The following is a 23,939-nucleotide window of genomic DNA, read 5'->3' on the forward strand; positions in this document are numbered from 1 at the left end:
GGGCCGGGGCGGCTGGGGCCGCCCCGGGTGGGGGTCAGCGTTGGACCTTGAGGACCTTGCCCAGGAAGTTGTCGGGGAGCAGGGTGTTGCACTGGAGTTCCGCGGTCTTCGTCAGTGCGTCCTCGCGGCACACGTAGAAGTCCTTGTAAGCCAGTTGCAGGGCGTACGAACTCATCGCCAGCAGCAGTGCCAGCGACGCCGTGACCAGGCCGCCGATCGCGGCCGTGCGCTGGGGGCCGGCTGCCGGGCCGAGGGCCGCCAGGCCGCCGGGGGCCGGCGTGGTGGCGGGTGCCGGGGTGGTGGTCGGGGTCGCGGCGGTGGGGTCGGTGTCCGGGGACGCGGCCGGCTCGGCCGGGCGGCCGCGCAGGGCGGTGATGCCCCAGTACATGGCCAGCGCGCCGAGGAGGAGCCCCACCGACGGGATTCCGAAGATCCCGAAGAAGAACCCCCACATGCCCGCCAGCAGGGCGTACCGGGCGCGCCGCTGGATCGGGTCGGTCGGGTCCCAGCGGGCCGGACCGTCGGGGCCGGTCGGGTCCGAGCCCCGGTCCTGGTCCCGACCCTGGCCGGGGCCGCCACCGCGCGGCTGCCACGGCTGGTCGGGCCGGCCCTCCGGGGGAGCCGCGAAGGGGTTGTCGTCGGTCGAGGGGTCGGGCTGACGGCGGTCCGGCATCGAGTGCGTTACTTCCCCTGCTGTCGTGCGGCCAAAGGCGTCGCGCCGCGTCGTTTGTGGCTTGTATGCCAGACGCTACCGCCCGGCCGTCCCCCCGTCCCTCGGGGGCGGTCCGGTGTGCCGGTATCGTTGCAGGCGGTCGGTGGCTTCGTATGGTTCCCCGTATACCGGTGCCCCGTAGTTTCATACGATCGCACAAGACGAACGCCGTATTCACGTGAGAAAGGGCCGTACATGGCCGCCTCCCGCCTGGTCGTGCTGGTCTCAGGTTCCGGCACCAACCTCCAGGCCCTGCTCGACGCCATCGACGCCCACCCCGAAGGCCCGGAGGGCTTCGGTGCCCGCGTGGTCGCCGTCGGGGCCGACCGAGACGGCATCGCCGGGTTGGAGCGTGCCGAGAAGGCCGGGATCCCCACCTTCGTGTGCCCGGTCAAGGCGTACGCCACCCGCTCGGAGTGGGACGTCGCCCTCACCGAGGCGACCGCCGCCCACGCCCCGGACCTGGTCGTCTCGGCCGGGTTCATGAAGATCGTGGGTCAGGAGTTCATCGACCGCTTCGGCGGCCGGTTCATCAACACCCATCCCGCGCTGCTCCCCGCGTTCCCCGGCGCGCACGGCGTGCGCGACGCCCTCGCCTACGGCGCGAAGGTCACCGGCTGCACGGTCCACTTCGTGGACGGCGGCGTCGACACCGGTCCGATCATCGCCCAGGGTGTCGTCGAGATCCGGGACGGGGAAGACGAAGCCGCTCTCCATGAGCGCATCAAGGAAGTCGAGCGCACGCTGCTCGTCGACGTCGTGGGGCGCCTGGCCCGGCACGGCTACCGCATTGAGGGACGAAAGGTAACAATCCAGTGACCGCCGCAGACAGCAGCAGCAACGACCCGACCACGACCCAGCGGCCGATCCGTCGTGCGCTCATCAGCGTCTACGACAAGACGGGACTGGAAGACCTGGCCCGCGGCCTGCACGAGGCGGGCGTCGCGCTCGTCTCGACCGGCTCCACCGCCTCGAAGATCGCCGCGGCCGGTGTGCCCGTCACCAAGGTCGAGGAGCTCACCGGCTTCCCCGAGTGCCTCGACGGCCGCGTCAAGACCCTGCACCCGCGCGTGCACGCCGGCATCCTCGCCGACCTGCGGCTGGAGGACCACCGCAACCAGCTGGCCGAGCTGGGCGTCGAGCCGTTCGACCTGGTGATCGTCAACCTCTACCCCTTCCTGGCGACCGTCCAGTCGGGCGCGACCCCGGACGAGTGCGTCGAGCAGATCGACATCGGCGGTCCGTCGATGGTCCGTGCAGCGGCCAAGAACCACCCGTCCGTCGCCGTGGTCACCAGCCCCGAGCGCTACGCCGACGTCCTCACCGCGGCCCGGGGCGGCGGCTTCGACCTGACCGCCCGCAAGCGGCTCGCGGCCGAGGCCTTCCAGCACACCGCGGCCTACGACGTGGCCGTCGCGTCCTGGTTCACGAACGCCTACGCCCCGGAGCCCGAGGCCGTCCTGCCCGAGTTCCTGGCCGAGGCCTGGGAGCGCAAGTCGACCCTGCGCTACGGCGAGAACCCCCACCAGGCCGCCGCCCTCTACACCGACGGCCGGCCGGGCGGGCTCGCCAACGCCGAGCAGCTGCACGGCAAGGAGATGTCCTTCAACAACTACGTGGACACCGAGGCCGCGCGCCGCGCCGCCCACGACCACGAAGAGCCCTGCGTCGCGATCATCAAGCACGCCAACCCGTGCGGCATCGCCGTCGACAAGGACGTGGCCGCCGCCCACCGCAAGGCGCACGCCTGCGACCCGCTGTCCGCCTTCGGCGGCGTCATCGCCGTCAACCGCCCGGTGACCGTCGAGCTCGCCGAGCAGGTCTCGGAGATCTTCACCGAGGTCATCGCCGCCCCCGACTACGAGGCCGGCGCGGTCGAGATCCTGGCGAAGAAGAAGAACATCCGGATCCTGAAGGTGGCCGGCTCCCCGCACCAGCCGGGCGACCTCAAGCTCATCTCCGGCGGCGCGCTGCTCCAGCAGAGCGACACGTTCGCCGAGGGAGCGGGCCGGGCCGAGGGTGACGACCCGGCCAACTGGACCCTCGCCACCGGCGAGGCGCTCTCCGCCGACGAGCTCGCCGAGCTGTCCTTCGCGTGGAAGGCCTGCCGCGCCGTCAAGTCCAACGCGATCCTGCTCGCCAAGGACGGCGCCTCGGTCGGCGTCGGCATGGGACAGGTCAACCGGGTCGACTCCGCGAAGCTCGCCGTCGAGCGGGCCGGCGCCGAGCGCGCTCGCGGCTCGTACGCCGCGTCCGACGCCTTCTTCCCCTTCCCCGACGGGCTGGAGATCCTGACCGCCGCGGGCATCAAGGCCGTGGCCCAGCCGGGCGGTTCGATGCGTGACGAGCTGGTCATCGAGGCCGCCAAGGCCGCGGGCGTGACGATGTACTTCACCGGTACCCGTCACTTCTTCCACTGACCGGACCCCGTCCAATGCCGTTGTTTGAGCACCGCAAGTAGTTTCCCGTGGTCGGAGTGACGTGTTGTCGGTGTGATCGTTGTGTCGGGTATGCATCCGTGGGTGGGGTTTGACGGCCGGGCTGGTTGCTGAGGCGTTGGCCGAGTGCGGGGTGCGCGACAAGAAGCCGGGGGCGTTGCCGGCCGGGTTCATGGTCTATTTCACGCTGGCGCTGGCACTGTTCCAGCAGGACTCCTACGACGACGTCGCGGAGAACCTGACCGGTGCGATAGCCGGGATGGGCGGGCAGATCCCGAACAGGGCGTCATTTACCCGGGCCCGGCAGCGGTTGGGGCCCGAGGTCTTGGAGTTCGTGTTCCGCTCTCTGGCCGGCGCACTGGCCCCGGACAATCTCGCGGGGGCGTTTTATCGGGGAATGCGGCTGGCCGCGGTGGACGGGTGTGTGCTGGACGCACCGGACACGACTGCCAATCGGAACGCGTTCGGCGGACCGGTCAAAGGCGGCCAGAACGCGGGGTTTCCGCAGGTGCGGGTGGTGACGCTGACCGAGTGCGGCACCCACGCGCAGATCGACGCCGCGGTGGGCGGGTTCAACGGCGGCGAGCGGGAGCTGGCGATCGGGCTGGTGGGCTCGGCACGCGGGATGCTGGTCATCATGGACCGTGGCTTCCCCGGGGTCGAGTTATGGAAGGCCTATCTCGAGGCCGGGGCGCATCTGCTGATCCGGGCGCGTTCCCCGGTGGCGCAGAGGCCGGTCGAGCACCTTGCTGACGGCACCTACCTGGGAAGGATGAGCCTGGGCGGACAGCGGGCCTCCCATCCCGGCGGGGTGCTGGTCCGGGTGATCGAGTATCAGGTCGACGGCGGGGAGACGGTCAGACTGCTGACGGACCTGCTCGACCCGGACGCGTATCCGGCGGCGGAACTGGCAGCCCTCTACCATCGCAGGTGGGAGGCGGAATCGGCGTTTCGCCAGATCAAGACCTTCCAGCGAGGGCCAGCCGAAGTCCTGCGCTCTGGTGACCCCGGCCTGGTCCGACAGGAGGTCTGGGCGCACCTGGTCGTGCATCACTGCCTCACGCAGGTCATCATGCATCTGGCTGGCGACAGCGGGATCGAGCCGGACCGAGTCTCGTTCGTCAAAGTCCTCAAGCACACCCGGCGCAGCGTGGTCCGGCAGAGCGCGAACACACCCAAAAAGATCAAGTATTTCCTCGCCGTGCTCGCGACGAAAGTGCACCGCAAACTCGACAACGGCCTCCGACGCCTTCGCGAGGCAGACCGGCACCTCAAGCGGCCGGACTCGAAATACTCATCGAAGCACTCCTATTGCATGAGTGCCAAGGACCGGCAGCCGACTCGACGGGTTCCTACCAAGGTGATCACGCTGCAACCTTCGATAGTTCAGTGAGTCAAACAACGGCATTGGGTTGGGACCCCGTCCGCACATGACGAAGGCCGCGTCCCCGGAAGGGGGCGCGGCCTTCGTCGTGCGGTGTGCGTCAGACGTTGCGCTGACGGTTGAACCAGGCCGAGCCGTCGGACTTGGCGACGAACACGATGACGAGGATCAGCAGCACCAGGTGCACGAGGCTGAGCGGGAAGAACGGGTACAGGCTCAGGGCGATGCCCAGACCGGCGTAGACCATGATGCCGATGCGGGCACCGTTGCCGCCCTTGCCGCACTGGATGCCCAGCACGATGGACGCGACCAGGTAGACCACGGCCAGGGCGATGAGCCCGTACAGCACGCCGGAGCCCAGCTTGGCCATGTCCTCGAACTGCGCGTTGCCCTGGAGGTCGGGCTCCTGCTTCAGTCGCTCGATCAGGGCGATGGCGGCGAAGAGCACGCCGACGCCGACGACCTGGAGACCGGCGATCACGTACAGCATGACGCGGGCGGCCTTCACGCCACCGGGCATCGTCTGCGGAACGCCCGGGTAGCCGCCCGGGTAGGCCGGGGCGCCGCCCGGGTATCCGTAGCCGCCCTGGGGCGGGACGCCCTGCGGGGCCTGCTGCGGGTAGCCGTAGCCGGGCTGGCCCTGCGGCGGCTGCTGCTGCTGTCCGTACGGGTTGTTCGGGTCGCCGAAGCTCATCTTGGGGTGTTCCTCCGTGGAAGTGCGGGGACGCACGGCACTATCGGAGGAACTCTGCACTTCTCTGCGGTCCGCCCCCCGGCACTGCCCGCGGCACTCATTGCCCGTCATCGTGGTCCGGTCGACCCCGCGTTGTCCAGCCGGGGCGCGAGCGGCGTGCCACTTGTTGTGCAAGTGCAATGAACCATGTCACCCGCGTACACCCGGCGGTCCACCGGAGACCCCTTGACTGGAACCGGGGCCACTCCATCCGGGAGGATGGGGGGCATGACCGCCCAGATTCTCGATGGCAAGGCCACCGCAGCCGCGATCAAGTCCGAACTGACCGCCCGCGTGGCGGCGCTGAAGGCCCGGGGCATCACCCCCGGCCTCGGCACCCTGCTGGTCGGTGACGATCCGGGCAGCCGCTGGTACGTCAACGGCAAGCACAAGGACTGCGCCGAGGTCGGCATCGCCTCCATCCAGCGTGAACTGCCCGCGACGGCCTCCCAGGAGGACATCGAGGAGGTCGTGCGGGAACTCAACGCCAACCCCGAGTGCACCGGCTACATCGTGCAACTCCCGCTCCCCAAGGGCATCGACACCAACCGCGTCCTGGAACTGATGGACCCGACCAAGGACGCCGACGGCCTGCACCCCATGTCGCTCGGCCGGCTCGTGCTGAACGAGCCGGGCCCGCTGCCCTGCACCCCGTACGGGATCGTCGAGCTGCTCCGCCACCACGGGGTCGAGATCAACGGCGCGCACGTCGTGGTCCTGGGTCGAGGCATCACCGTGGGCCGCTCGATCGGCCTGCTCCTGACCCGCAAGTCCGAGAACGCGACCGTGACCCTGTGCCACACCGGCACGCGCGACCTGTCCGGGCTGCTGCGCCAGGCCGACATCGTCGTCGCGGCGGCCGGTGTCCCGCACCTGGTCAAGCCGGAGGACGTGAAGCCGGGCGCGGCCGTCCTCGACGTCGGCGTGAGCCGCGACGAGAACGGGAAGATCGTCGGCGACGTGCACCCCGGTGTCGCCGAGGTGGCCGGCTGGATCTCGCCGAACCCGGGCGGTGTCGGCCCGATGACCCGCGCCCAGCTGCTCGTCAACGTCGTCGAGGCGGCGGAGCGGACGACCAGTGCGGGCTGAGCGCGACACGGAACCGGCGGAACCGGCGGAGGCCCCGGCGCCGAGGGCGCCCGAGGGCGCCGTCGAGCCGACGAAGGGGCGGCAGCCGCAGCCGCTCCCCGTCGAGAGCGACGCGGGCGACGCGGCCGACGCGGCCGACGCGGCCGAGCCGGCCGAGCCGGTCGAGGCAGACGCCGCGGGTGACGAGAGCGACGCGGGCGACGCGGGCGAGGTCGCGGGCGAGGTCGACGGCGAGGGGCCGGAGGCGGCGGGGGCGAAGTCCCGTCGCTTCCCCTCCGTCACCCGGGACACCGCACGCCCCGAGGGCGGCGGCCGGGCCGCGCCCGGGGGCGCGCCCGCCCCGGCGCGTCAGTGGCCGATGCTCAGCGTGCTGGCCGCCACCGCGATCGGGCTGCTCACCACGGCGATCGGGTACCCGCGCGTCGGGTGCCTGATCATCGGGGCCGCGCTGATCGCGGGAGCGGTCATGCGCTGGATACTGCCGTCGGTGGGCATGCTCGCCGTGCGGTCCCGGTTCACGGACATGGTCACGTACGGGCTGCTGGGGGCGTCGATCATCCTGCTCGCGCTGGTCGTGCAAGCCCCCAAGGCGTGGCTGGAGATCCCCTTCCTGACCGACGTGGTCCGCTTCACCGTGCGCTAGAGCGCCCCGTCGGATCCGGCCGGCGGGCGGAGCGCGTACGTCACTCGACGCGCCCCGCCCGGCCAGGCGGGTCGGTGGCGCCGCCACGGCCGACCGGGCGTCAACGCCGTCCCGGTGGCGCGCGCCGCGCACGCCCGCGTCACGTCGCCGGAAGGCCACCACACCGGCGAGGTCATCCGGGTGGAATGAGGGCTCCGCCCCCGACGTCGCCTTCGAACGCCGGGGTCCGTGTGCCCTGCACCACACGGACCCGGGGGTTGGGCGCCCCCCGGGTCGGATAGCCTGATCGACGGATGTCTCTTCACGTCAAGATTCACAGGGTCGGGGAGCGGCGTCCTCCCAGCACAGGGGGCAGGGACGCCCCATCGCCAGCTGTCTAACGGAGAAGGCCATGACCCGCACTCCCGTGAATGTCACCGTCACCGGCGCCGCCGGACAGATCGGCTACGCGCTGCTCTTCCGCATCGCGTCCGGTCACCTCCTCGGCGCGGACGTGCCGGTCAAGCTCCGCCTCCTGGAGATCCCGCAGGGCATGAAGGCCGCTGAGGGCACCGCCATGGAGCTTGACGACTGCGCCTTCCCGCTGCTCGCCGGCATCGACATCTTCGACGACCCGAACAAGGGCTTCGAGGGTGCGAACGTCGCGCTGCTCGTGGGCGCCCGCCCGCGTACCAAGGGCATGGAGCGCGGTGACCTGCTCTCCGCCAACGGCGGCATCTTCAAGCCGCAGGGCGCCGCGATCAACGCGCACGCCGCGGACGACATCAAGGTCCTCGTCGTGGGCAACCCGGCCAACACCAACGCGCTCATCGCGCAGGCCGCCGCCCCGGACGTACCGGCCGAGCGCTTCACCGCCATGACCCGCCTGGACCACAACCGCGCGATCTCGCAGCTGGCCGCCAAGACCGGCGCCGCCGTCTCCGACATCAAGCGCCTGACCATCTGGGGCAACCACTCGGCGACCCAGTACCCCGACATCTTCCACGCGGAGATCGCCGGCAAGAACGCCGCCGAGGTCGTCAGCGACGAGCAGTGGCTCGCCGACACCTTCATCCCGACCGTCGCCAAGCGCGGCGCCGCGATCATCGAGGCGCGTGGCGCGTCCTCGGCCGCCTCGGCCGCCAACGCCGCCATCGACCACGTGCACACCTGGGTCAACGGCACCGCCGCGGGCGACTGGACCTCGATGGGCATCCCGTCGGACGGCTCCTACGGCGTCCCGGAGGGCATCATCTCGTCCTTCCCCGTCACCACCAAGGACGGCAAGTACGAGATCGTCCAGGGCCTGGACATCAACGAGTTCTCCCGTGCGCGCATCGACGCGTCCGTGGCGGAACTCGTCGAGGAGCGCGACGCGGTGCGCGAGCTCGGCCTGATCTGATCGAACCCGTACGCACGGCGAAGCGCCCCGGCCACACCAGGCCGGGGCGCTTCGGCGTTCGTACGGGGCGGGCTCAGTGCTTGAACATGCCCGGGGTGTAGTGCCCCGGCGCGAGGCGACAGGTCACGCCGAACCGGTTCCAGGCGTTGATCGCCGTGATCACGGCGATCAACTGGGCCAGTTCGGTCTCGTCGAACAGCTCGGCCGCCTTCCCGTACACCGCGTCCGGCACGAACCCGTCCGTCAGGACGGTCACCGCCTCGGTCAGCTCGATCGCCGCCAGCTCCCGCTCGGTGTAGAAGTGCCGGGACTCCTCCCAGGCGCCGAGCTGGATCAGCCGCTCGACGCTCTCGCCGGCGGCCAGCGCGTCCTTGGTGTGCATGTCCAGGCAGAACGCGCAGTGGTTGATCTGCGAGGCGCGCACCTTGACCAGCTCGACCAGCGTCGGGTCCAGGCCCTTGCGGGCTGCGACCTCCAGGGACACCAGGGCCTTGTACACGTCGGGGACCAGCTTGGCCCACTGGAGGCGGGCGGGGTGCTCGGGGGCGTACGCGGGGGTTTCGTTCGTCGTCGTCATGGCTCCACCGTAGGAGCCCGGCGGCCCGCCGATATGGTCCATGTTCATGACGGAATCCTGGGCCACTTTCGGCGCCGACCTGCATCTCGACCTTTCCGCCGGGCGCGGGCTGAGAGCCGGACTGACCGAGGCGCTGCGCGAGGCCGCGCGCAGCGGTCGGCTCGCCCCGGGAACCCGACTGCCTTCCTCCAGGTCCCTGGCCGTCGACCTCGGCATCGCCCGCAACACGGTCGCCGAGGCCTACGGCGAACTCGTCGCCGAGGGCTGGCTGACCGCCCGTCACGGCTCGGGCACCCGGGTCGCGGAACGTGCCGTGCCGCGCCGCCCCGCCCGTGCCGCACGAGTCCGGCCACCCGCCCGGCGGGGACCCGCGTACAGCTTCGTACCGGGCTCTCCGGACCTCGGCGGCTTCCCGCGCACCGCCTGGTCGGCGGCGGCCCGCAAGGCCCTCGCGGCCGCCCCGAACGACGCCTTCGGGTACGCGGTGGACGCGCGCGGCCGGATCGAGCTGCGCGAGGCGCTGGCCGGCTACCTGGCCCGCGCCCGGGGGGTGGACGCCGACCCCGACCGGATCGTGCTGTGCGCCGGGTTCGCGCACGGGCTGACGCTGCTCGCCCGGACGCTGCGGGCGCGCCGGGTCCGCGAGGTGGCCGTGGAGGGCTGGAGCCTCGACGTGCACCGGGACCTGCTCACCGGGGCCGGGCTGCGGACGCGCCCCCTGTGGCTGGACGGCGCGGGCGCCCGTACGGAGGACCTGACGGCGGCGTCGGGGGCGGTGCTCCTCACGCCCGCGCACCAGTTCCCGACGGGCGTCGCGTTGACCCCGGGGCGGCGGGCGGCGGCCGTGGACTGGGCCAGGACCACGGGCGGGCTGATCCTGGAGGACGACTACGACGGGGAGTTCCGCTACGACCGCCAGCCCGTCGGGGCGCTCCAGGGGCTGGACCCGGACCGGGTCGTGTACCTGGGCACGGCGAGCAAGTCGCTGGCGCCGGGGCTGCGCACGGGCTGGATGGTGGTGCCGGCCGGGCTGGTGGACGAGGTGCTGGCGGCGAAGGGGCACACCGACTGGATGTCGGGCGCGCCGGACCAGTTGACGCTGGCGGAGTTCATCCGCTCCGGGGCGTACGACCGGCACGTCCGGAGCATGCGGCTGCGCTACCGGCGCCGGCGTGACGCCCTGGTGGAGGCCCTGGCCCCGCGGACGGCGGTGACCGTCTCCGGCATCGCGGCGGGTCTGCACGCGGTGCTCGACCTCCCGGCCGGCACGGAACGCCCCCTGATCCAGGCGGCGGCCTGGCACGACCTGGCCCTGGAGGGCCTGTCCCGCTTCCGGCACCCGGATTCGGCCATGCCGGCGCGGGACGCGTTGGTGCTCGGCTACGGGACCCCGTCGGAGAGCGCGTGGTCGGGGGCGCTGGCGGCGTTGGAGGCGACCCTCCCGTAGGGGGGCGCGGGCGGCGTGCGGAGCGCGGGTCAGGGGACCGGATCGGCCACCGGGCCGGCCGGGTCCGCGGGGTCGGCCGGGTCCGCCGGGGGTTCGCCGAAGCGGGCCAGGGCCAGCGAACCGGCCACGGCCACCACGAAGCCGAGCACCGCCAACCAGGCCAGCCCCTCGCGGGTGCGGTCCCCGAGCCACACCACCCCCACCGCCGCCGGGCCGATCGTCTCGCCCAGCACCATGCCGGCCGTGGCGGCCGTCACCGAGCCGCGTTGCAGGGCCGAGGTGAGCAGCAGGAAGGCGGCGCCGCCGCCCAACAGGAGCGCGTACAGGGCCGGGTCGGTCAGCGCCGACCAGGAGACCCCGTCGATCAGGCGGACCGCGACCTCCACCACCCCGAAGCCCGTTCCGGCCGCGAAGCCGAGCACCAGCGGCCGGGAGCGGTCCGGCAGGCCGCCGGCCGCCGCCCCCACCAGCAGCACCAGGACCGCCACCGCGAGCAACCCCCACTCCAGGGCGGGCGGACCGGTCCCGGAGCCCTCCTCCCCGGAGGCGAGCCCCAGCATCAGCAGCCCCGCGCTCACCACGGCGACGGCCGCCCACTCCCTCCGGTTCAGCCGTACGCGCAGCAGTCGGGCCGCGACCACCGCCGTCACCGCGAGGCTGGCCGCCAGCGCGGCCCCCACCGCGTAGATCGGGATGTGCCGCAGGGCGATGATCTGGAGGACGAAGCCGACCCCGTCGAGGCCGAGCCCCGCCAGGTACCGCCACTGGCGCAGGGCCCGCAGCAGGAGCGCGGCGTCCACGCCGGACCCGGTTCCCGGCTCCGCCGCCCGCGCCGCCATGGCCTGGAGGACCGAGGCCGTACCGAAACAGACCGCCGCACCGAGTGCGCAAATCATCCCAACAAGCACGAACCGACTCTAGGTCACCGTCGTGACAAGGGTGTGACGACGGCTGGATTCCATCCCCCGGTCACCCCGCTCTAGTCTGTCGGGAGCACGCCACCCAGGGGGAGCGAACTCACATGGACACCAGCAGCACCAATCGGCGCCGGATGCGCTCGGGCGCCGTCGCGCTCGGCGGCATGGGCCTGCTCGCCGCGACCCTCGTCGCCTGCGGCAGCAGCGACGAGCCCGACAAGCGGTGCGCGTCCCGCTCCACGCTGAACCACCTGAACAACAAGGAATGCAAGAGCGGCGGCACCGGCGCGTACTACTACGGCGGCAGCGTCGCCAACGGCAAGGTCGGCGGCGGCAGCTTCGACAAGTCCGCCGTCACCCGCGGCGGCATCGGCAAGAGCCACTCCGGCTCCAGCGGCGGCTGATCCCGGGTGGAGCGGCACACGATCGAGCCACGCCCGAACTGGCAGCGGACCGTCGAGGAGCAGGGGGTGATCTACCCCCTGACCCGGTACCCCGACGACAGCCTGCGCCCCTACTGGGACGAGAGCGCGTACTACTCGTTCTCCCTCCCGGAGGTCGAGGCGCTGGAGAACGTCGTCGAGGAACTGCACGCCATGTGCCTCGCGGCGGCGGCCCACATCGTCGAGCACGACCGCTTCGCCGACCTCGGCATCACCGATCCGAAACTGGCCGCCCGCATCGCCGAGTCCTGGCGCCGGCGCGACGAGCAGCCCTCGCTCTACGGCCGCTTCGACCTGCGTTACGACGGCTCCGGCGGCCCGGCCAAGATGCTGGAGTACAACGCCGACACCCCGACCTCCCTGGTGGAGGCGGCGAGCCCGCAGTGGTTCTGGATGGAGGAGCGGTTCCCCGGCGCGGACCAGTGGAACTCCCTCCACGAGCGGCTCGTCGACGCGTGGCGCCGGCAGGCCGAGCTGCTGCCGCCCGGTCCGGTGCACTTCGCGCACTCCGAGACCGACGAGCTCGGCGAGGACCTGATGACGGTCGCCTACCTCCAGGAGACCGCGGAGCAGGCCGGCCTGGACACCGTCGCCATGTCCGTCGAGCAGATCGGCTGGGACAGCCTCTCCGGCCGGTTCGTCGACGAGAAGCTCCGCTTCATCCGCGGCATCTTCAAGCTCTACCCGTGGGAGTGGCTGGTCTCGGACGAGTTCGGGCCCCAGGTGCTGGGCACCTACGACCACGGCGGCGGCTCGGGCACGACGGCCTGGATCGAGCCGCTGTGGAAGATGCTGCTCTCCAACAAGGCGCTGCTGGCGGTCCTGTGGGAGCTGTTCCCCGAACACCCGAACCTGCTGCCCGCCTACCTCGACGGCCCGCGCGAGCTCGCGGACACCACCGGCTACGTCGCCAAGCCCCTGCTGGGCCGCGAGGGCGCCGGGGTGACCCTGCACGAGGCGGGGGAGGACGGGGAGCCGTTCACCCCGGTGGACGACGAGACGTACGTCTTCCAGGCCCTGGCCCCGCTGCCCGACTTCGACGGCAACCGGGTGGTGCTCGGCGCGTGGGTCGTCGAGGAGGAGGCCGCGGGGCTGGGCATCCGGGAATCGGCGGGGCCGGTCACGGACGAGTACGCCCGCTTCCTGCCCCACGTCATCCTCTAGCCTCGTCGGCCCGTGAGGCCGGCGGGGCCCGTCAGGCCGACAGCACCGACCGCAGCCGGTCCAGGCCCCAGTCCAGGTCCTCCTTGCTGATCACCAGCGGCGGTGCGATCCGGATCGTGGATCCGTGGGTGTCCTTCACCAGCACCCCGAGCCCCATCAGCTTCTCGGAGATCTCCCGGCCGGTGCCGCGCGAGGGGTCGATGTCGACGCCCGCCCACAGCCCGCGACCCCGCACGGCGGTCACCGCGCCCCCGCCGACCAGCAGGTTCAGCTCGTGGTGCAGGTGGTCGCCGAGTTCGGCGGCCCGCTGCTGGTACTCGCCGGAGCGGAGCATCGCGATGACCTCCAGGGCGACCGCGCAGGCGAGCGGGTTCCCGCCGAAGGTGGACCCGTGCTCGCCCGGCCGGAACACGCCGAGCACGTCCCGGTCGGCGACCACCGCGGAGACGGGCACGACCCCGCCGCCGAGCGCCTTGCCCAGGATGTACATGTCGGGGACGACGCCCTCGTGCTCCAGGGCGAAGGTCTTGCCGGTGCGGCCCAGGCCCGACTGGATCTCGTCCGCGAGGAAGAGGACGTTCCGCTCGCGGGTGAGCTCCCGTACGCCCTGGAAGTAGCCGGCGGGCGGCACGAGGACCCCCGCCTCGCCCTGGATCGGCTCCAGGAGCACGGCCACGGTGTTCTCCGTGACGGCGTGGGAGAGCGCGGTGAGATCGCCGTACGGGACGATCTCGAAGCCCGGCGTGTAGGGGCCGAAGTGGTCGCGGGCGTCGTGGTCCGTGGAGAACGACACGATGGTCGTGGTCCGGCCGTGGAAGTTGTCGGCCGCGACCACGATCTTGGCGTGGCCGTCCGGGACGCCCTTGACCTCGTACCCCCACTTGCGGGCGGTCTTCACCGCCGTCTCCACGGCCTCCGCGCCCGTGTTCATCGGCAGCACCATCTCCTTGCCGCACAGCGCGGCGAGTTCGGTGCAGAAGTCCGCGAAGCGGTCGTGGTGGAAGGCGCGGGAGGTGAGCGTGACCCGCTCCAACTGGGCGCGTGCGGCGTCGATCAGACGCCGGTTGCCGTGACCGAAGTTGAGGGCGGAGTATCCGGCGAGCATGTCGAGATACCTGCGGCCCTCCACATCGGTCATCCACGCGCCCTCCGCCGACGCGACGACGACGGGCAGGGGGTGGTAGTTGTGCGCGCTGTGCGCGTCGGCGGAGCGGATGGCATCAGCAGTATTCGACACGGGGTCTCCGATCGTCCGTCAGGCCTGTGACGAGGGTGGCGTCACTGTCCATCCTCGCTCGTACAGCGGACGGAGAAACCTTTCTCGTGGCGCGCCCGCTAAGGTGGGCCCCACGCACGGCGACTGGCGCACGGAGAACGGACTCCGGGGAAGTCGTGCGCGCACGACCGCACACAGGGCCGCTCGCCTGGGCCTCGCGGGGACGAGAGACGACATCGACCCCGGAGGAGCCGCCATGACCGCGCGCCGCCATCCCGCCCTTTTCACGACCGACCCCGAGTTGGCGTCCTTCGTGGAGGCGGAAGAGGCACTGCAGGCCGAGACCCTGCGCCTGATCCCCAGCGAGAACTACGTGTCCGCCGCCGTGCTGGAAGCCTCCGGCACCGTCCTGCAGAACAAGTACAGCGAGGGCTACCCGGGCCGCCGCTACTACGAGGGCCAGCAGAACATCGACCGCGTCGAGGCCCTGGCCGTCGAGCGGGCGAAGGGCCTGTTCGGCGTCGACCACGCCAACGTCCAGCCGTACTCGGGCTCCCCGGCCAACCTCGCCGTGTACCTCGCCTTCGCCAAGCCGGGCGACACCGTGATGGGCATGGCCCTGCCGATGGGCGGCCACCTCACGCACGGCTGGGGCGTGTCCGCGACCGGCTCCTGGTTCCGGGGCGTGCAGTACGGCGTCACCGCCGACACCGGCCTGATCGACTACGACGCGGTGCGGGACCTGGCCCTGGCCGAGCGCCCGAAGATCATGTTCTGTGGCGGCACGGCCCTGCCCCGCACGATCGACTTCGAGGCCTTCGCGTCGATCGCCAAGGAGGCGGGCTCGATCCTCGTCGCCGACGTCGCCCACATCGCGGGCCTGATCGCGGGTGGCGCGCACCCGTCGCCGGCCGGGCACGTGGACGTGATCTCCACGACCACCCACAAGACCCTGCGCGGTCCGCGCGGCGCGATGCTGATGTGCCGCGAGGAGCACGCGAAGGCCATCGACAAGGCGGTCTTCCCCGGCCTCCAGGGCGGCCCGCACAACCAGACGACGGCCGGCATCGCGGTCGCGCTGCACGAGGCGGCGCAGCCGGCGTTCGTCACGTACGCCCACGCGGTCGTCGCCAACGCCAAGGCACTGGCCGCGGCCCTGCTGGAGCGGGGCTTCGACCTGGTGTCGGGCGGCACGGACAACCACCTGATCCTGATGGACCTGACCTCGCGCGGGGTCCCCGGCAAGATCGCGGCCAAGGCGCTGGACCGGGCGGGCATCGTCGTCAACTACAACACGGTCCCGTTCGACCCGCGCAAGCCGTTCGACCCCTCGGGCATCCGGATCGGTACGCCGTCGCTGACCTCGCGGGGCCTGACGGTGGACCACATGCCGGTGGTGGCGGACTGGATCTCCCGCGCGGTCGACGCCGCGGCCGGGTCCGACGAGGCGGCCCTTGCCGTGATCCGCGCCGAGGTCACCGACCTCATGTCGGCCCACCCGGCCCCGGGCCTGCCCCTGTCCTGACCGGGGTCGATCCGGCGCCGCCGGCGCGTTTCCCCGGCCGACCCCGGGGGCCGCGGTCGCCGCCCCGGTCCCCGAGGACCGGGGCGGCGCCGGAGGTTCCGTTTTCGGCCGGCCGGAAAGCGGTCGCTCGCTCCGGGCGGGATCCGGCCGGCCGGCTACGCGCGGGTACGGCCGGACACCGCCCGCCGAGAGCGGGGCCGGGATGTGATCCCGCCCTCATCCGGCACGCGATCAGGCCGGCGCAAGGCCCGAGACGGCCATCGCACCTGAGAGAATGGGGCCATGGCTTCTGATCGTCCTCGCGCGCTCTCCGGCATCCAGCCCACCTCCGGTTCGTTCCACCTTGGGAACTACCTCGGGGCCATTCGTCAGTACGTCGCCCTCCAGGAAACGCACGACGCCTTCTACATGGTCGTCGACCTGCACGCGATCACCATGCCGCAGGATCCCAAGGAGCTGCGCGCGAACACCCGACTCTCCGCCGCCCAACTGCTCGCGGCCGGCCTGGACCCCGAGCGCTGCACGCTCTTCATCCAGAGCCACGTGCCCGAGCACGCGCAGCTCGGCTGGGTCATGAACTGCATCACCGGGTTCGGCGAGGCGAGCCGGATGACCCAGTTCAAGGACAAGTCGGCCAAGCAGGGCGCGAACAACGCCACCGTCGGCCTGTTCACGTACCCGATCCTCCAGGTCGCGGACATCCTGCTCTACCAGGCCAACGCCGTCCCCGTGGGCGAGGACCAGCGCCAGCACATCGAACTGACCCGCGACCTGGCCGAGCGCTTCAACACGCGCTTCGGTCAGACCTTCACGCTGCCCGCCGCGCACATCGTCAAGGAGGTCGCGAAGATCTACGACCTCCAGGACCCGGCGATCAAGATGTCGAAGTCCGCCTCCTCGCCCAAGGGCCTGGTCAACCTCCTCGACGAGCCCAAGGTCACCGAGAAGAAGATCAAGAGCGCGGTCACCGACACCGAGGCGGAGATCCGCTTCGACACCGAGAAGAAGCCCGGCGTCAGCAACCTGCTCACGATCTACTCCACCCTCACGGGCGAGACGATCCCCGAGCTGGAGGCCCGTTACGAGGGCAAGGGATACGGCGCGCTGAAGACCGACCTGGCCGGCGTGATGGTCGATTTCGTCACACCCTTCAAGAAGCGCACCCAGGAGTACCTGGACGACCCCGAGACCCTGGACGCCGTGCTGGCCAAGGGCGCGGAGAAGGCTCGCGCGGTCGCCGCCGAGACCCTGGCGCAGGCGTACGACCGCCTCGGGTTCCTGCCCGCCAAGCACTGACCGACAAGGACCCTGGCGGTTCGGGGGGTGCTGCCATCACACTGAGCGGCAGCACCCGATCACGGGACAGACGGACGAGACAGACGGAGGAGACAGACGTGGGGACCGTAACGCTCGGCGTTTCGATCGCGGTCCCGGAGCCGTACGGCAGCAGCCTTCAAGAGCTGCGGGTCGGCTTCGGGGACGCCGCCGCGCTCGGCATCCCCACGCACGTCACCCTCGTGCCGCCCACCGAGGTGGAAGCGGAGCGGCTGCCGGCGATCCAGGCCCACCTGGCCGAGGTCGCGGCGACGTTCCGCGCCTTCGCGATGCGGCTGGCGGGCACCGGCACCTTCCGTCCCCTCTCGCCGGTCGTCTTCGTCCGGCTCGTCGAGGGCGGCGCCGGCTGCACCCGCCTCCAGGCCCTGCTCCGGGACCCGGACGGGCCGATCGACCGCGAGCTGGCCTTCCCGTACCACCCGCACGTCACGGTCGCCCACGGGATCTCCGAGGAGGCGATGGACCTGGCGTTCACCACCCTCTCCGGGTACGCCGCCGACTGGCTGTGCGAGGGCTTCGCACTCTACGAACAGGGCTCCGACGGGGTCTGGCGCAAGCTGCGTGAATACCCTTTCGGCACGGGCCCGACCGGCGTGCCGGCACAACTGGGCTCACCCACCGATGAGGCGGCCGGCACGCGCGGGCGTCGCTCGTAGCGAAGCGGCCGCAGGGCCTGGAACGTGCGGAATCTGAGCCTTCGCAGGACCAGGGCATGGAACGGACGAGCCGTCGGGCGAAAAGTCACAATCGACGACCGTAGCCTTCAAAACCGACAATCCCGGCTATTTCCGGCAGCTCATTTACGGTGACCCCATGGACTGGCTGACGAAACTCCCGGTGATCGGGCCCTTGGCGGCCGCGGCGATGCGCACGCACGCGTGGCGGTCGTACCAGCGGCTCGACCGCGTGCACTGGACCCGGCTGGCCGCCGCGATCACCTTCATCAGCTTCCTCGCCCTCTTCCCCCTGATCACCGTCGCCGCCGCCGTCGGCGCGGCGCTGCTCAGCAAGGAGCAGCTCGACCGGCTGCAGAAGAGCCTCGCCGAGCAGGTGCCCGGCATCTCCGACCAGCTCGACCTCAACGCGCTGGTGGCCAACGCGGGCACCATCGGGCTCGTCGCGGGCGCACTGCTGCTCTTCACCGGCATCGGCTGGGTCGGCTCGATGCGCGACTGCCTGCGCGCCGTCTGGGACAAGGACGACGAGGACCTCGGCAACCCGGTCGCCCGCAAGGGCAAGGACGGGCTGGTGCTCCTCGGCCTCGGCGGCGCGGCCCTCTGCTCGGCGGCGGCCTCGATCCTCGGCTCCAGCGCCGTCGGCAAGTTCGGCGGCTGGCTCGGCATCCCGCGCGAGGGCGCGGGCGGCGCCCTGCTGAGGTCCGGGGCCTTCGCGGTCGGCGTGGTGGCCGCCTTCCTGCTCCTGCTGTACCTGTTGACCCTGCTGCCCGGGGTGGAGCCGTCGCGCGGCCGTCTGATCCAGGCCGCCCTCATCGGCGCCGCCGGCTTCGAACTGCTGAAACTGCTGCTGAGCGGCTACATGCGGGAGGTCGCCGCGAAGAGCATGTACGGGGCCTTCGGCGTGCCGATCGCCCTGCTGCTCTGGATCAACTTCACGGCGAAGCTGCTGCTGTTCTGCGCCGCCTGGACGGCGACCCGCGACGACGCGGACGGCGACGGCGCGGAAGACCCGCAGGACCCTCAGGACCCGCAGGCCTCGAAGGAGACCCCGGAGCGGGCCCCGGACGAGGGCGGCGGCGCGGGCCCCTCCGCGGGGCCCGCGCGCACCGCCTGACCCGCCGCCGCGCCGGCCCCGCGGGGGTGGCGTCAGCTCTGCGCGGTGTCCTCGCCCGTCCCGGAGCCCTCGGTCACGCCCGCCTTCTCGCGCATCTTGCGCAGCAGCTCCGCCTTCTGGTCGGCCGCACCCTGGCGGTCGAGGTTGCGGTGCGGGCCGTTGTTCTGCCGTTCGGCGCGCGACTGCCGCTTGCGCTGGCCGCCGCCCTGGCCCACGGGGTTGTTGATGTTCTTGCTGACGGTCACGGGTTCTCCCGGTCGTGATGTGAAGTGCTCTGCGGATTCATCGGTGGGGGACGGGCGGCGACGTCGAAGGACGCCGGCCGAGGCCCGTCACGCGCTCACTCGTGGATCGGCGTCTGGAAGAGCATGACAAAGACGTTACCCGGTTCCGTCGGCCCCGCTCACCACCCCTTTCCCCGCACGGGCGCCCGCCGCCCACCCGGGGCAGGCCCGGAGGGGCGTCACCGGGCCGCCGCGGGCTCACCGACGCCGCGGGCTCATCCCGCCCGCGCCCGCCGGCAGGGGACGACCGTCAGACCAGGTCCTCGTCGCCCCGGCGACCGCGGCGCGGCCACCGCCGGTTGACCGCGAACGCCCCGCCCGCCAGCACGGCCAGCGCCCCGCCCGCGATGCCGAGCGCGGTCCCGACGCCGCTGCTGCCGGAGTCGTCGCCGCCCGCCGACGTCTCCTTCTCGTGCGTCTGGGCGGGGGCGCCGTGCGACTTGGTGTCCGCGCTCTTGGGCGGCACCAGCTCACCGACCGGCTTCACCTTCCCGGCGGCCGAGAAACCCCAGTCGAAGAGCGCGGCGGTCTCCTCGTACACCGAGTTGGCCCCGTCCGAGCCCGGGTTCATCACCGTGACCAGCAGCTTCTTGTTGCCCTGCTGGGCCGCGCCGGTGAAGGTCGAGCCGGCCATGCTGGTGTTGCCGTTCTTGACCCCGGCGATGCCCTTGTAGGGGGAGAGCCCGTACGCACCCGTCATCAGCCGGTTGGTGTTCTGGATCTCGAAGTAGTCGCGGGGCTTGCCCGCCTCCTGGAGGCCCGGGAACTTCGCGCTCGCCGTGCCGCAGTACTCCCGGAAGTCGGCCTTCTGCAGCCCGGAGCGGGCGATCAGGGTGAGGTCGTACGCGCTGGAGACCTGCCCCGGCGCGTCGTACCCGTCCGGGGACACCACGTGCGTGTCGAGGGCCTGGAGCTCCTCCGCGTGCGCCTGCATGTCCTTGACGGACTTCTCGATGCCGCCGTTCATGGCCGAAAGCACATGCACGGCGTCGTTGCCCGAACGGAGGAACACGCCGAGCCACAGGTCGTGGACGGTGTACTCGTGGTCCTCCTTCACCCCGACCAGGCTGCTCCCCGCGCCGACCCCGTCCATCTCCTGCTCGGTGACCTTGTGCACCCGGTCCTTGGGCAGGCTCGGCAGCACGGTGTCCGCGAACAGCATCTTCATGGTGGAGGCCGGGGGAAGTCGCCAGTGCGCGTTGTGTGCCGCCAGTACGGCGCCCGTCTCCGCGTCCGCGACGATCCACGACCGCCCCGTGAGGTTGGTGGGCAGCGCGGGCGCGCCCGGCAGCAGGTTCACCTGGGTGCCCGGTTGGCCGAGCGTCGTGCCGCCGACGGTGGACATCGACGCCGGCGGGCCGCCGTCCATCGGAGGGCGGCCCTTCCCGTCGGCGGGCGGGGCCGGTGCGGCGTGCGCGGGGGCGGTGAACATCGCGGGGACCAGCAGCGCGGCGGACAGGACCGTCAGCGCGGTCTTCTTGGCATACACGCAGGTGAAAGTACATCCCGATGGGCTGTGCACCGTCGCTGACCGGCCAACCCGCCGGAACCACCGCCGGTCTAGCCCACCCTGGCGCGTCCCTCCCGGGGACGAATCCGATACTGGGGACATGAAACTCAGCCGCACCGCCTCCTGGTTCCTGCTCGCCTTCGGAGTGTGGAGCTGGATCATCTGGGTGTCCTTCGTCCGGAACCTGTGGAAGAACGGCAGCGGTCTGGCCTTCGACACCGCCGGTGACCCTACGACCTACTTCTGGGTCCACTGTGGACTGGCGGTGGCGTCCTTTCTCCTGGGGACGGCCGTTGGTGTGATCGGGTTGCGTTCCCTGCGCGCGCTGCGGCGTGAATCACGATGACCGTAATCGTGGTCGCGCTCGTCGCGCTCGCCGTACTGGGCCTGTTGGCCCTGGTCCACCGCTGGCTGTGGGTCCGCCTCGTCCGTGACACCACCCGGTCGGGTGGTGTCGCACGCCGGACGGGGACCGCCCTGGCCTTCGCCCTGCCGCTCGCGGCCGTCGCGGCCCTGGTCGCCGGGCGCGCCGGGGTGCCGTTCCCGCTCCAGCAGGCGGTGGCGTGGCCGGGGTTCATGTGGCTGGCCGTGCTGCTGTACCTGAGCTTGGCGATGCTCGTCGGGGAAGTGGTCCGGGCCGTCTGGCTCCGCCGGGTCACGCCGCCGGCCGCGCGGGTCCCCGTCCCGGTCTCCGCCCCGGCTTCCGTCCAGGCCTCCGCGCCGGCTTCCGCTCCCGTGGATCCGGCGGCGGAGCCCGACCCGTCCGCCCCGGCGGACCGGGCGCCGGGCGCCGACCCCGCCGCCGAACCCGCGCCCGCCCGCGAGTCCTCCTTCGACGCCGCCGTCCTCACCCGGCGCCGGTTCGTCGCGCGGACCGTCGGCGGGGCGGCGGCCGCGGCCGCTCTCGCGACGGTCGGGTACGGGACGTACGGGGTGCTGCGCGGCCCGCGCGTGAAGCGGGTGCGCGTGCCGCTCGCCAAGCTGCCCCGCGCCGCGCACGGCTTCCGGATCGCCGTCGTCAGCGACGTCCACCTCGGGCCGATCCTCGGCGCCGCCCACACCCGGCGCGTCGTCGACGCCGTCAACGGCACCCAGCCCGATCTGATCGCCGTCGTCGGCGACCTGGTCGACGGGAGCGTGCCCGACCTGGGGCGGGCCGCCGAACCGCTGAGCGGCCTCCGGGCCCGGCACGGATCGTTCTTCGTCACCGGCAACCACGAGTACTTCTCGGGCGCCGAGCAGTGGGTCGACCACGTCCGGGAACTGGGGATGCAGCCCTTGGAGAACGCGCGTCGCGCCCTGCCGTACTTCGACCTGGCCGGCGTCAACGACGTCGCGGGCGAGAGCGAGGGCCACGGCCCCGACTTCCGGGCGGCCCTCGGTGACCGCGACCGGTCCCGGACCGCCGTCCTCCTCGCGCACCAGCCGATCGTCATCCACGACGCCGTCCGGCACGGGGTCGACCTCCAACTGTCCGGGCACACCCACGGCGGTCAGCTCTGGCCCGGCAATTACCTCGCCGAGCTCGCCAACCCGACCGTCGCCGGCCTGGAACGGTACGGCGACACACAGCTGTACGTGTCCCGCGGCGCGGGCGCCTGGGGGCCGCCTGTTCGAGTCGGCGCGCCGTCCGACATCACCGTGGTCGAACTCGCCTCATATCAGGCCTGACCAGGCATAACAGGCCTTCCCGCAGCCGATCTTCCATGATTGGGTGACCGATAGTCGGATACGGGGTTCGAATATCGGGGTGCAGGGGATGCGGTCTGTCCGCTCGAAGGTGATCGCGGCCGTGCTGGTCCTCGCGGCGGGCGGCGGTGTCGCCGCCTGGCAGCTGCTCCCCGCCGAGGGCAACGGGCGGGGCACCGCCATCCGGGTCGGGACGAGCGACGTCGTCTCCGACCTGGACCCCGCCGGTGCCTACGACGCCGGTTCCTGGGCCCTGTTCGGCAACGTCTACCAGTCGCTGCTGACCGTCAAGCCGGGCTCGGAGGCCCCCGTCCCGGACGCGGCCTCCGCATGCCGGTTCCTCGGCGGCAAGCTGACCACGTACCAGTGCGAACTGCGCCCGGACGCGAAGTTCTCGGGCGGCCGCGCGATCACGGCGGAGGACGTCAAGCACTCCTTCGACCGGATCAAGAAGATCAACTCCGCGCAGGGTCCGGCACCGCTCTTCAACACCCTGGAGTCGGTCAAGGCCGAGGGGCGGACGGTCACCTTCAACCTCTCCGGTCGCGACGCCACGTTCCCCTTCAAGATCGCCACGGGTGCCGCGTCGATCGTCGACCGGGACAAGTACCCGGCCGGGGCGCTGCGCCACGACGGCAAGGTGGACGGCTCGGGCCCGTACGTGCTCGGTGCGTACAAGGCCGGCGAGAGCGCCGAACTGAAGCCGAACCCGACCTACACGGGCCAGGCGAAACCTGCCCGCACGCCCGTCACGGTGAAGTACTTCGCGGACTCCGCCGGGCTCGACCGGGCGTGGCGCGACCACCAGGTCGAGGTCGCCCACCGGGACATGCCGCCCGAGGTGCTCGCGGCCCTGAACCCGGGCCTGGAGGACACCCGGTACCAGGCCTCCGGGGGCACCGAGACCCGCAACCTCGTCTTCAACGTCCGCCCCGGCTCCACCGCGGCGAAGCCGGCCGTGCGGCGGGCCGTGGCGGCGGTCCTCGACCGCTCGCAGTTGGCGAGCGAGGTCCACCGCGGCACGGTGACCCCGCTCTACTCCCTGGTCCCGGCCGGTGTCGCGTCGCACAGCACGCCGTTCTTCGACACCTGGCCGGCGCCGAACACGGCGACGGCCAGGAAGCTCCTCAAGGCGGCGGGCGTCGCCACCCCCGTCCCGATCAGCCTGGGTGCCAACGAGCGCGGCGCGAACCTCGCGGAGGCCGACGCGATTGCCAAGCAGCTCACGGCGACCGGTCTCTTCCGGGTGGACGTCAAGGCGGTCGCCAAGTGGGAGGACTTCCAGAAGCAGTACGCGGCCGGCGACTTCGACGCCTACACCGTCGGTTGGATCGCCGACTTCCCCGACGCGGACAACTTCCTCGCCCCCCTCGTCGGCGCCGGGTCCACGATGAACAACGGCTTCTCCGACAAGGCCGTGGACGCGCTGATCACCCGTACGCAGGCGCACTCCGACCGGGGCGAGGCGGCGGACGACTTCCGCGCGCTCCAGCGGATCGTCGCGCAGCAGGTCCCGATGGTGCCGATCTGGCAGAAGAAGGACTACGTGATGTCCCGCGAGGCCGTCACCGGTGCGCAGTACCTCTCCGACGGCACCGGCGTCTGGCGCCTGTGGGACCTCGACTGGCTGTAGCGCCGCGGCCCGGGGGCGACGCCCCCGA

Annotated in this window: 23 protein-coding genes; 16 read left to right on the forward strand and 7 right to left on the reverse strand. The window is 71.8% G+C overall.

Annotated features, from left to right (window positions below; genetic code table 11):
- Positions 1–34: 34 nt before the first annotated feature.
- Positions 35–673, reverse strand: a complete 639-nt coding sequence (locus ADK55_RS29085; RefSeq protein ID WP_053682789.1) for a hypothetical protein — start codon at positions 671–673, stop codon at positions 35–37.
- A 234-nt stretch (positions 674–907) separates the two neighbouring features.
- Here ADK55_RS29085 and purN point away from each other — a divergent pair, with 234 nt between their 5' ends.
- The 3 genes from purN to ADK55_RS29100 all read left to right on the forward strand — a co-directional run bounded on the left by purN (position 908) and on the right by ADK55_RS29100 (position 4,543).
- Positions 908–1,531, forward strand: a complete 624-nt coding sequence (gene purN, locus ADK55_RS29090; protein WP_053682790.1) for a phosphoribosylglycinamide formyltransferase — start codon at positions 908–910, stop codon at positions 1,529–1,531.
- Positions 1,528–3,132 (forward strand): bifunctional phosphoribosylaminoimidazolecarboxamide formyltransferase/IMP cyclohydrolase, encoded by a 1,605-nt coding sequence (purH, locus tag ADK55_RS29095; RefSeq protein WP_053682791.1) that lies wholly within the window; start codon positions 1,528–1,530, stop codon positions 3,130–3,132. Before purN ends, purH begins: the two co-directional genes overlap by 4 nt.
- A 109-nt stretch (positions 3,133–3,241) precedes the next feature.
- Entirely contained in the window at positions 3,242–4,543 is a 1,302-nt protein-coding gene (locus ADK55_RS29100; protein ID WP_053682792.1) for an IS4 family transposase, read from the forward strand.
- A gap of 91 nt (positions 4,544–4,634) precedes the next feature.
- Here the strand turns inward: ADK55_RS29100 and ADK55_RS29105 are convergent, their stop codons facing one another.
- On the reverse strand, positions 4,635–5,264 hold the full coding sequence (locus ADK55_RS29105; protein WP_323178894.1) for a hypothetical protein: 630 nt from the start codon (positions 5,262–5,264) through the stop codon (positions 4,635–4,637).
- 231 nt (positions 5,265–5,495) lie between these two features.
- Between ADK55_RS29105 and ADK55_RS29110 the strand changes: the two genes are divergently transcribed.
- The 3 genes from ADK55_RS29110 (at position 5,496) to ADK55_RS29120 (ending at position 8,380) form a co-directional block, all read left to right on the forward strand.
- Positions 5,496–6,356 (forward strand): bifunctional methylenetetrahydrofolate dehydrogenase/methenyltetrahydrofolate cyclohydrolase, encoded by an 861-nt coding sequence (locus ADK55_RS29110; RefSeq protein ID WP_053682794.1) that lies wholly within the window; start codon positions 5,496–5,498, stop codon positions 6,354–6,356.
- Positions 6,346–6,999: a DUF3017 domain-containing protein gene (locus tag ADK55_RS29115; RefSeq protein ID WP_053682795.1), complete on the forward strand. Its 654-nt coding sequence runs from the start codon at positions 6,346–6,348 to the stop codon at positions 6,997–6,999. The genes ADK55_RS29110 and ADK55_RS29115 overlap by 11 nt, the downstream gene beginning before the upstream one ends.
- Before the next feature lie 391 nt (positions 7,000–7,390).
- Entirely contained in the window at positions 7,391–8,380 is a 990-nt protein-coding gene (locus ADK55_RS29120) for a malate dehydrogenase (protein ID WP_053682796.1), read from the forward strand.
- A gap of 73 nt (positions 8,381–8,453) precedes the next feature.
- Here ADK55_RS29120 and ADK55_RS29125 read toward each other — a convergent pair whose 3' ends face one another.
- Positions 8,454–8,957 carry a carboxymuconolactone decarboxylase family protein gene (locus tag ADK55_RS29125; protein ID WP_053682797.1) on the reverse strand — a complete coding sequence of 168 codons (504 nt, stop codon included), beginning with the start codon at positions 8,955–8,957 and terminating at the stop codon, positions 8,454–8,456.
- Between the two features lie 46 nt (positions 8,958–9,003).
- Between ADK55_RS29125 and ADK55_RS29130 the strand changes: the two genes are divergently transcribed.
- Positions 9,004–10,404 carry a PLP-dependent aminotransferase family protein gene (locus tag ADK55_RS29130; RefSeq protein WP_053682852.1) on the forward strand — a complete coding sequence of 467 codons (1,401 nt, stop codon included), beginning with the start codon at positions 9,004–9,006 and terminating at the stop codon, positions 10,402–10,404.
- Positions 10,405–10,433: 29 nt separating this feature from the next.
- Here the strand turns inward: ADK55_RS29130 and ADK55_RS29135 are convergent, their stop codons facing one another.
- Entirely contained in the window at positions 10,434–11,300 is an 867-nt protein-coding gene (locus tag ADK55_RS29135; RefSeq protein WP_053682798.1) for a hypothetical protein, read from the reverse strand.
- Between the two features lie 125 nt (positions 11,301–11,425).
- Between ADK55_RS29135 and ADK55_RS29140 the strand changes: the two genes are divergently transcribed.
- Positions 11,426–11,725, forward strand: coding sequence for a hypothetical protein (locus tag ADK55_RS29140; protein ID WP_053682799.1), 300 nt, complete (start codon positions 11,426–11,428; stop codon positions 11,723–11,725).
- Between the two features lie 6 nt (positions 11,726–11,731).
- Positions 11,732–12,928 (forward strand): glutathionylspermidine synthase family protein, encoded by a 1,197-nt coding sequence (locus tag ADK55_RS29145; RefSeq protein WP_053682800.1) that lies wholly within the window; start codon positions 11,732–11,734, stop codon positions 12,926–12,928.
- 31 nt (positions 12,929–12,959) lie between these two features.
- On the opposite strand, the gene rocD is transcribed toward ADK55_RS29145, so the two are convergent.
- Positions 12,960–14,165: an ornithine--oxo-acid transaminase gene (rocD, locus tag ADK55_RS29150; RefSeq protein ID WP_053682801.1), complete on the reverse strand. Its 1,206-nt coding sequence runs from the start codon at positions 14,163–14,165 to the stop codon at positions 12,960–12,962.
- Positions 14,166–14,400: 235 nt separating this feature from the next.
- Between rocD and glyA the strand changes: the two genes are divergently transcribed.
- From glyA to ADK55_RS29170, 4 genes are all read left to right on the forward strand, one after another.
- On the forward strand, positions 14,401–15,669 hold the full coding sequence (gene glyA / locus ADK55_RS29155; protein ID WP_053682803.1) for a serine hydroxymethyltransferase: 1,269 nt from the start codon (positions 14,401–14,403) through the stop codon (positions 15,667–15,669).
- A 282-nt stretch (positions 15,670–15,951) separates the two neighbouring features.
- Positions 15,952–16,965, forward strand: a complete 1,014-nt coding sequence (gene trpS / locus ADK55_RS29160; protein WP_053682805.1) for a tryptophan--tRNA ligase — start codon at positions 15,952–15,954, stop codon at positions 16,963–16,965.
- 98 nt (positions 16,966–17,063) lie between these two features.
- Positions 17,064–17,660, forward strand: a complete 597-nt coding sequence (locus ADK55_RS29165) for a 2'-5' RNA ligase family protein (RefSeq protein ID WP_053682807.1) — start codon at positions 17,064–17,066, stop codon at positions 17,658–17,660.
- 157 nt (positions 17,661–17,817) lie between these two features.
- A complete protein-coding gene (locus tag ADK55_RS29170) occupies positions 17,818–18,795 on the forward strand; it encodes a YihY/virulence factor BrkB family protein (RefSeq protein ID WP_053682809.1) in 978 nt (325 codons plus the stop codon).
- Between the two features lie 32 nt (positions 18,796–18,827).
- Here ADK55_RS29170 and ADK55_RS29175 read toward each other — a convergent pair whose 3' ends face one another.
- Together ADK55_RS29175 and ADK55_RS29180 are read right to left on the reverse strand one after the other, a co-directional pair.
- Complete coding sequence (locus ADK55_RS29175) at positions 18,828–19,040, reverse strand: DUF6243 family protein (RefSeq protein ID WP_053682811.1); 213 nt, start codon at positions 19,038–19,040, stop codon at positions 18,828–18,830.
- A gap of 289 nt (positions 19,041–19,329) precedes the next feature.
- Entirely contained in the window at positions 19,330–20,547 is a 1,218-nt protein-coding gene (locus ADK55_RS29180) for a D-alanyl-D-alanine carboxypeptidase family protein (protein ID WP_371591600.1), read from the reverse strand.
- A gap of 142 nt (positions 20,548–20,689) precedes the next feature.
- Here ADK55_RS29180 and ADK55_RS29185 point away from each other — a divergent pair, with 142 nt between their 5' ends.
- From ADK55_RS29185 to ADK55_RS29195, 3 genes are all read left to right on the forward strand, one after another.
- Entirely contained in the window at positions 20,690–20,935 is a 246-nt protein-coding gene (locus ADK55_RS29185) for an SCO4848 family membrane protein (RefSeq protein ID WP_053682813.1), read from the forward strand.
- Positions 20,932–22,260, forward strand: coding sequence for a metallophosphoesterase (locus ADK55_RS29190; RefSeq protein ID WP_053682815.1), 1,329 nt, complete (start codon positions 20,932–20,934; stop codon positions 22,258–22,260). Before ADK55_RS29185 ends, ADK55_RS29190 begins: the two co-directional genes overlap by 4 nt.
- An 88-nt stretch (positions 22,261–22,348) precedes the next feature.
- Positions 22,349–23,911: an ABC transporter substrate-binding protein gene (locus ADK55_RS29195; RefSeq protein ID WP_053682817.1), complete on the forward strand. Its 1,563-nt coding sequence runs from the start codon at positions 22,349–22,351 to the stop codon at positions 23,909–23,911.
- Positions 23,912–23,939 lie beyond the last annotated feature (28 nt).

It is taken from the genome of Streptomyces sp. WM4235 (assembly GCF_001279725.1).
Taxonomy (GTDB): Bacteria; Actinomycetota; Actinomycetes; order Streptomycetales; family Streptomycetaceae; genus Streptomyces.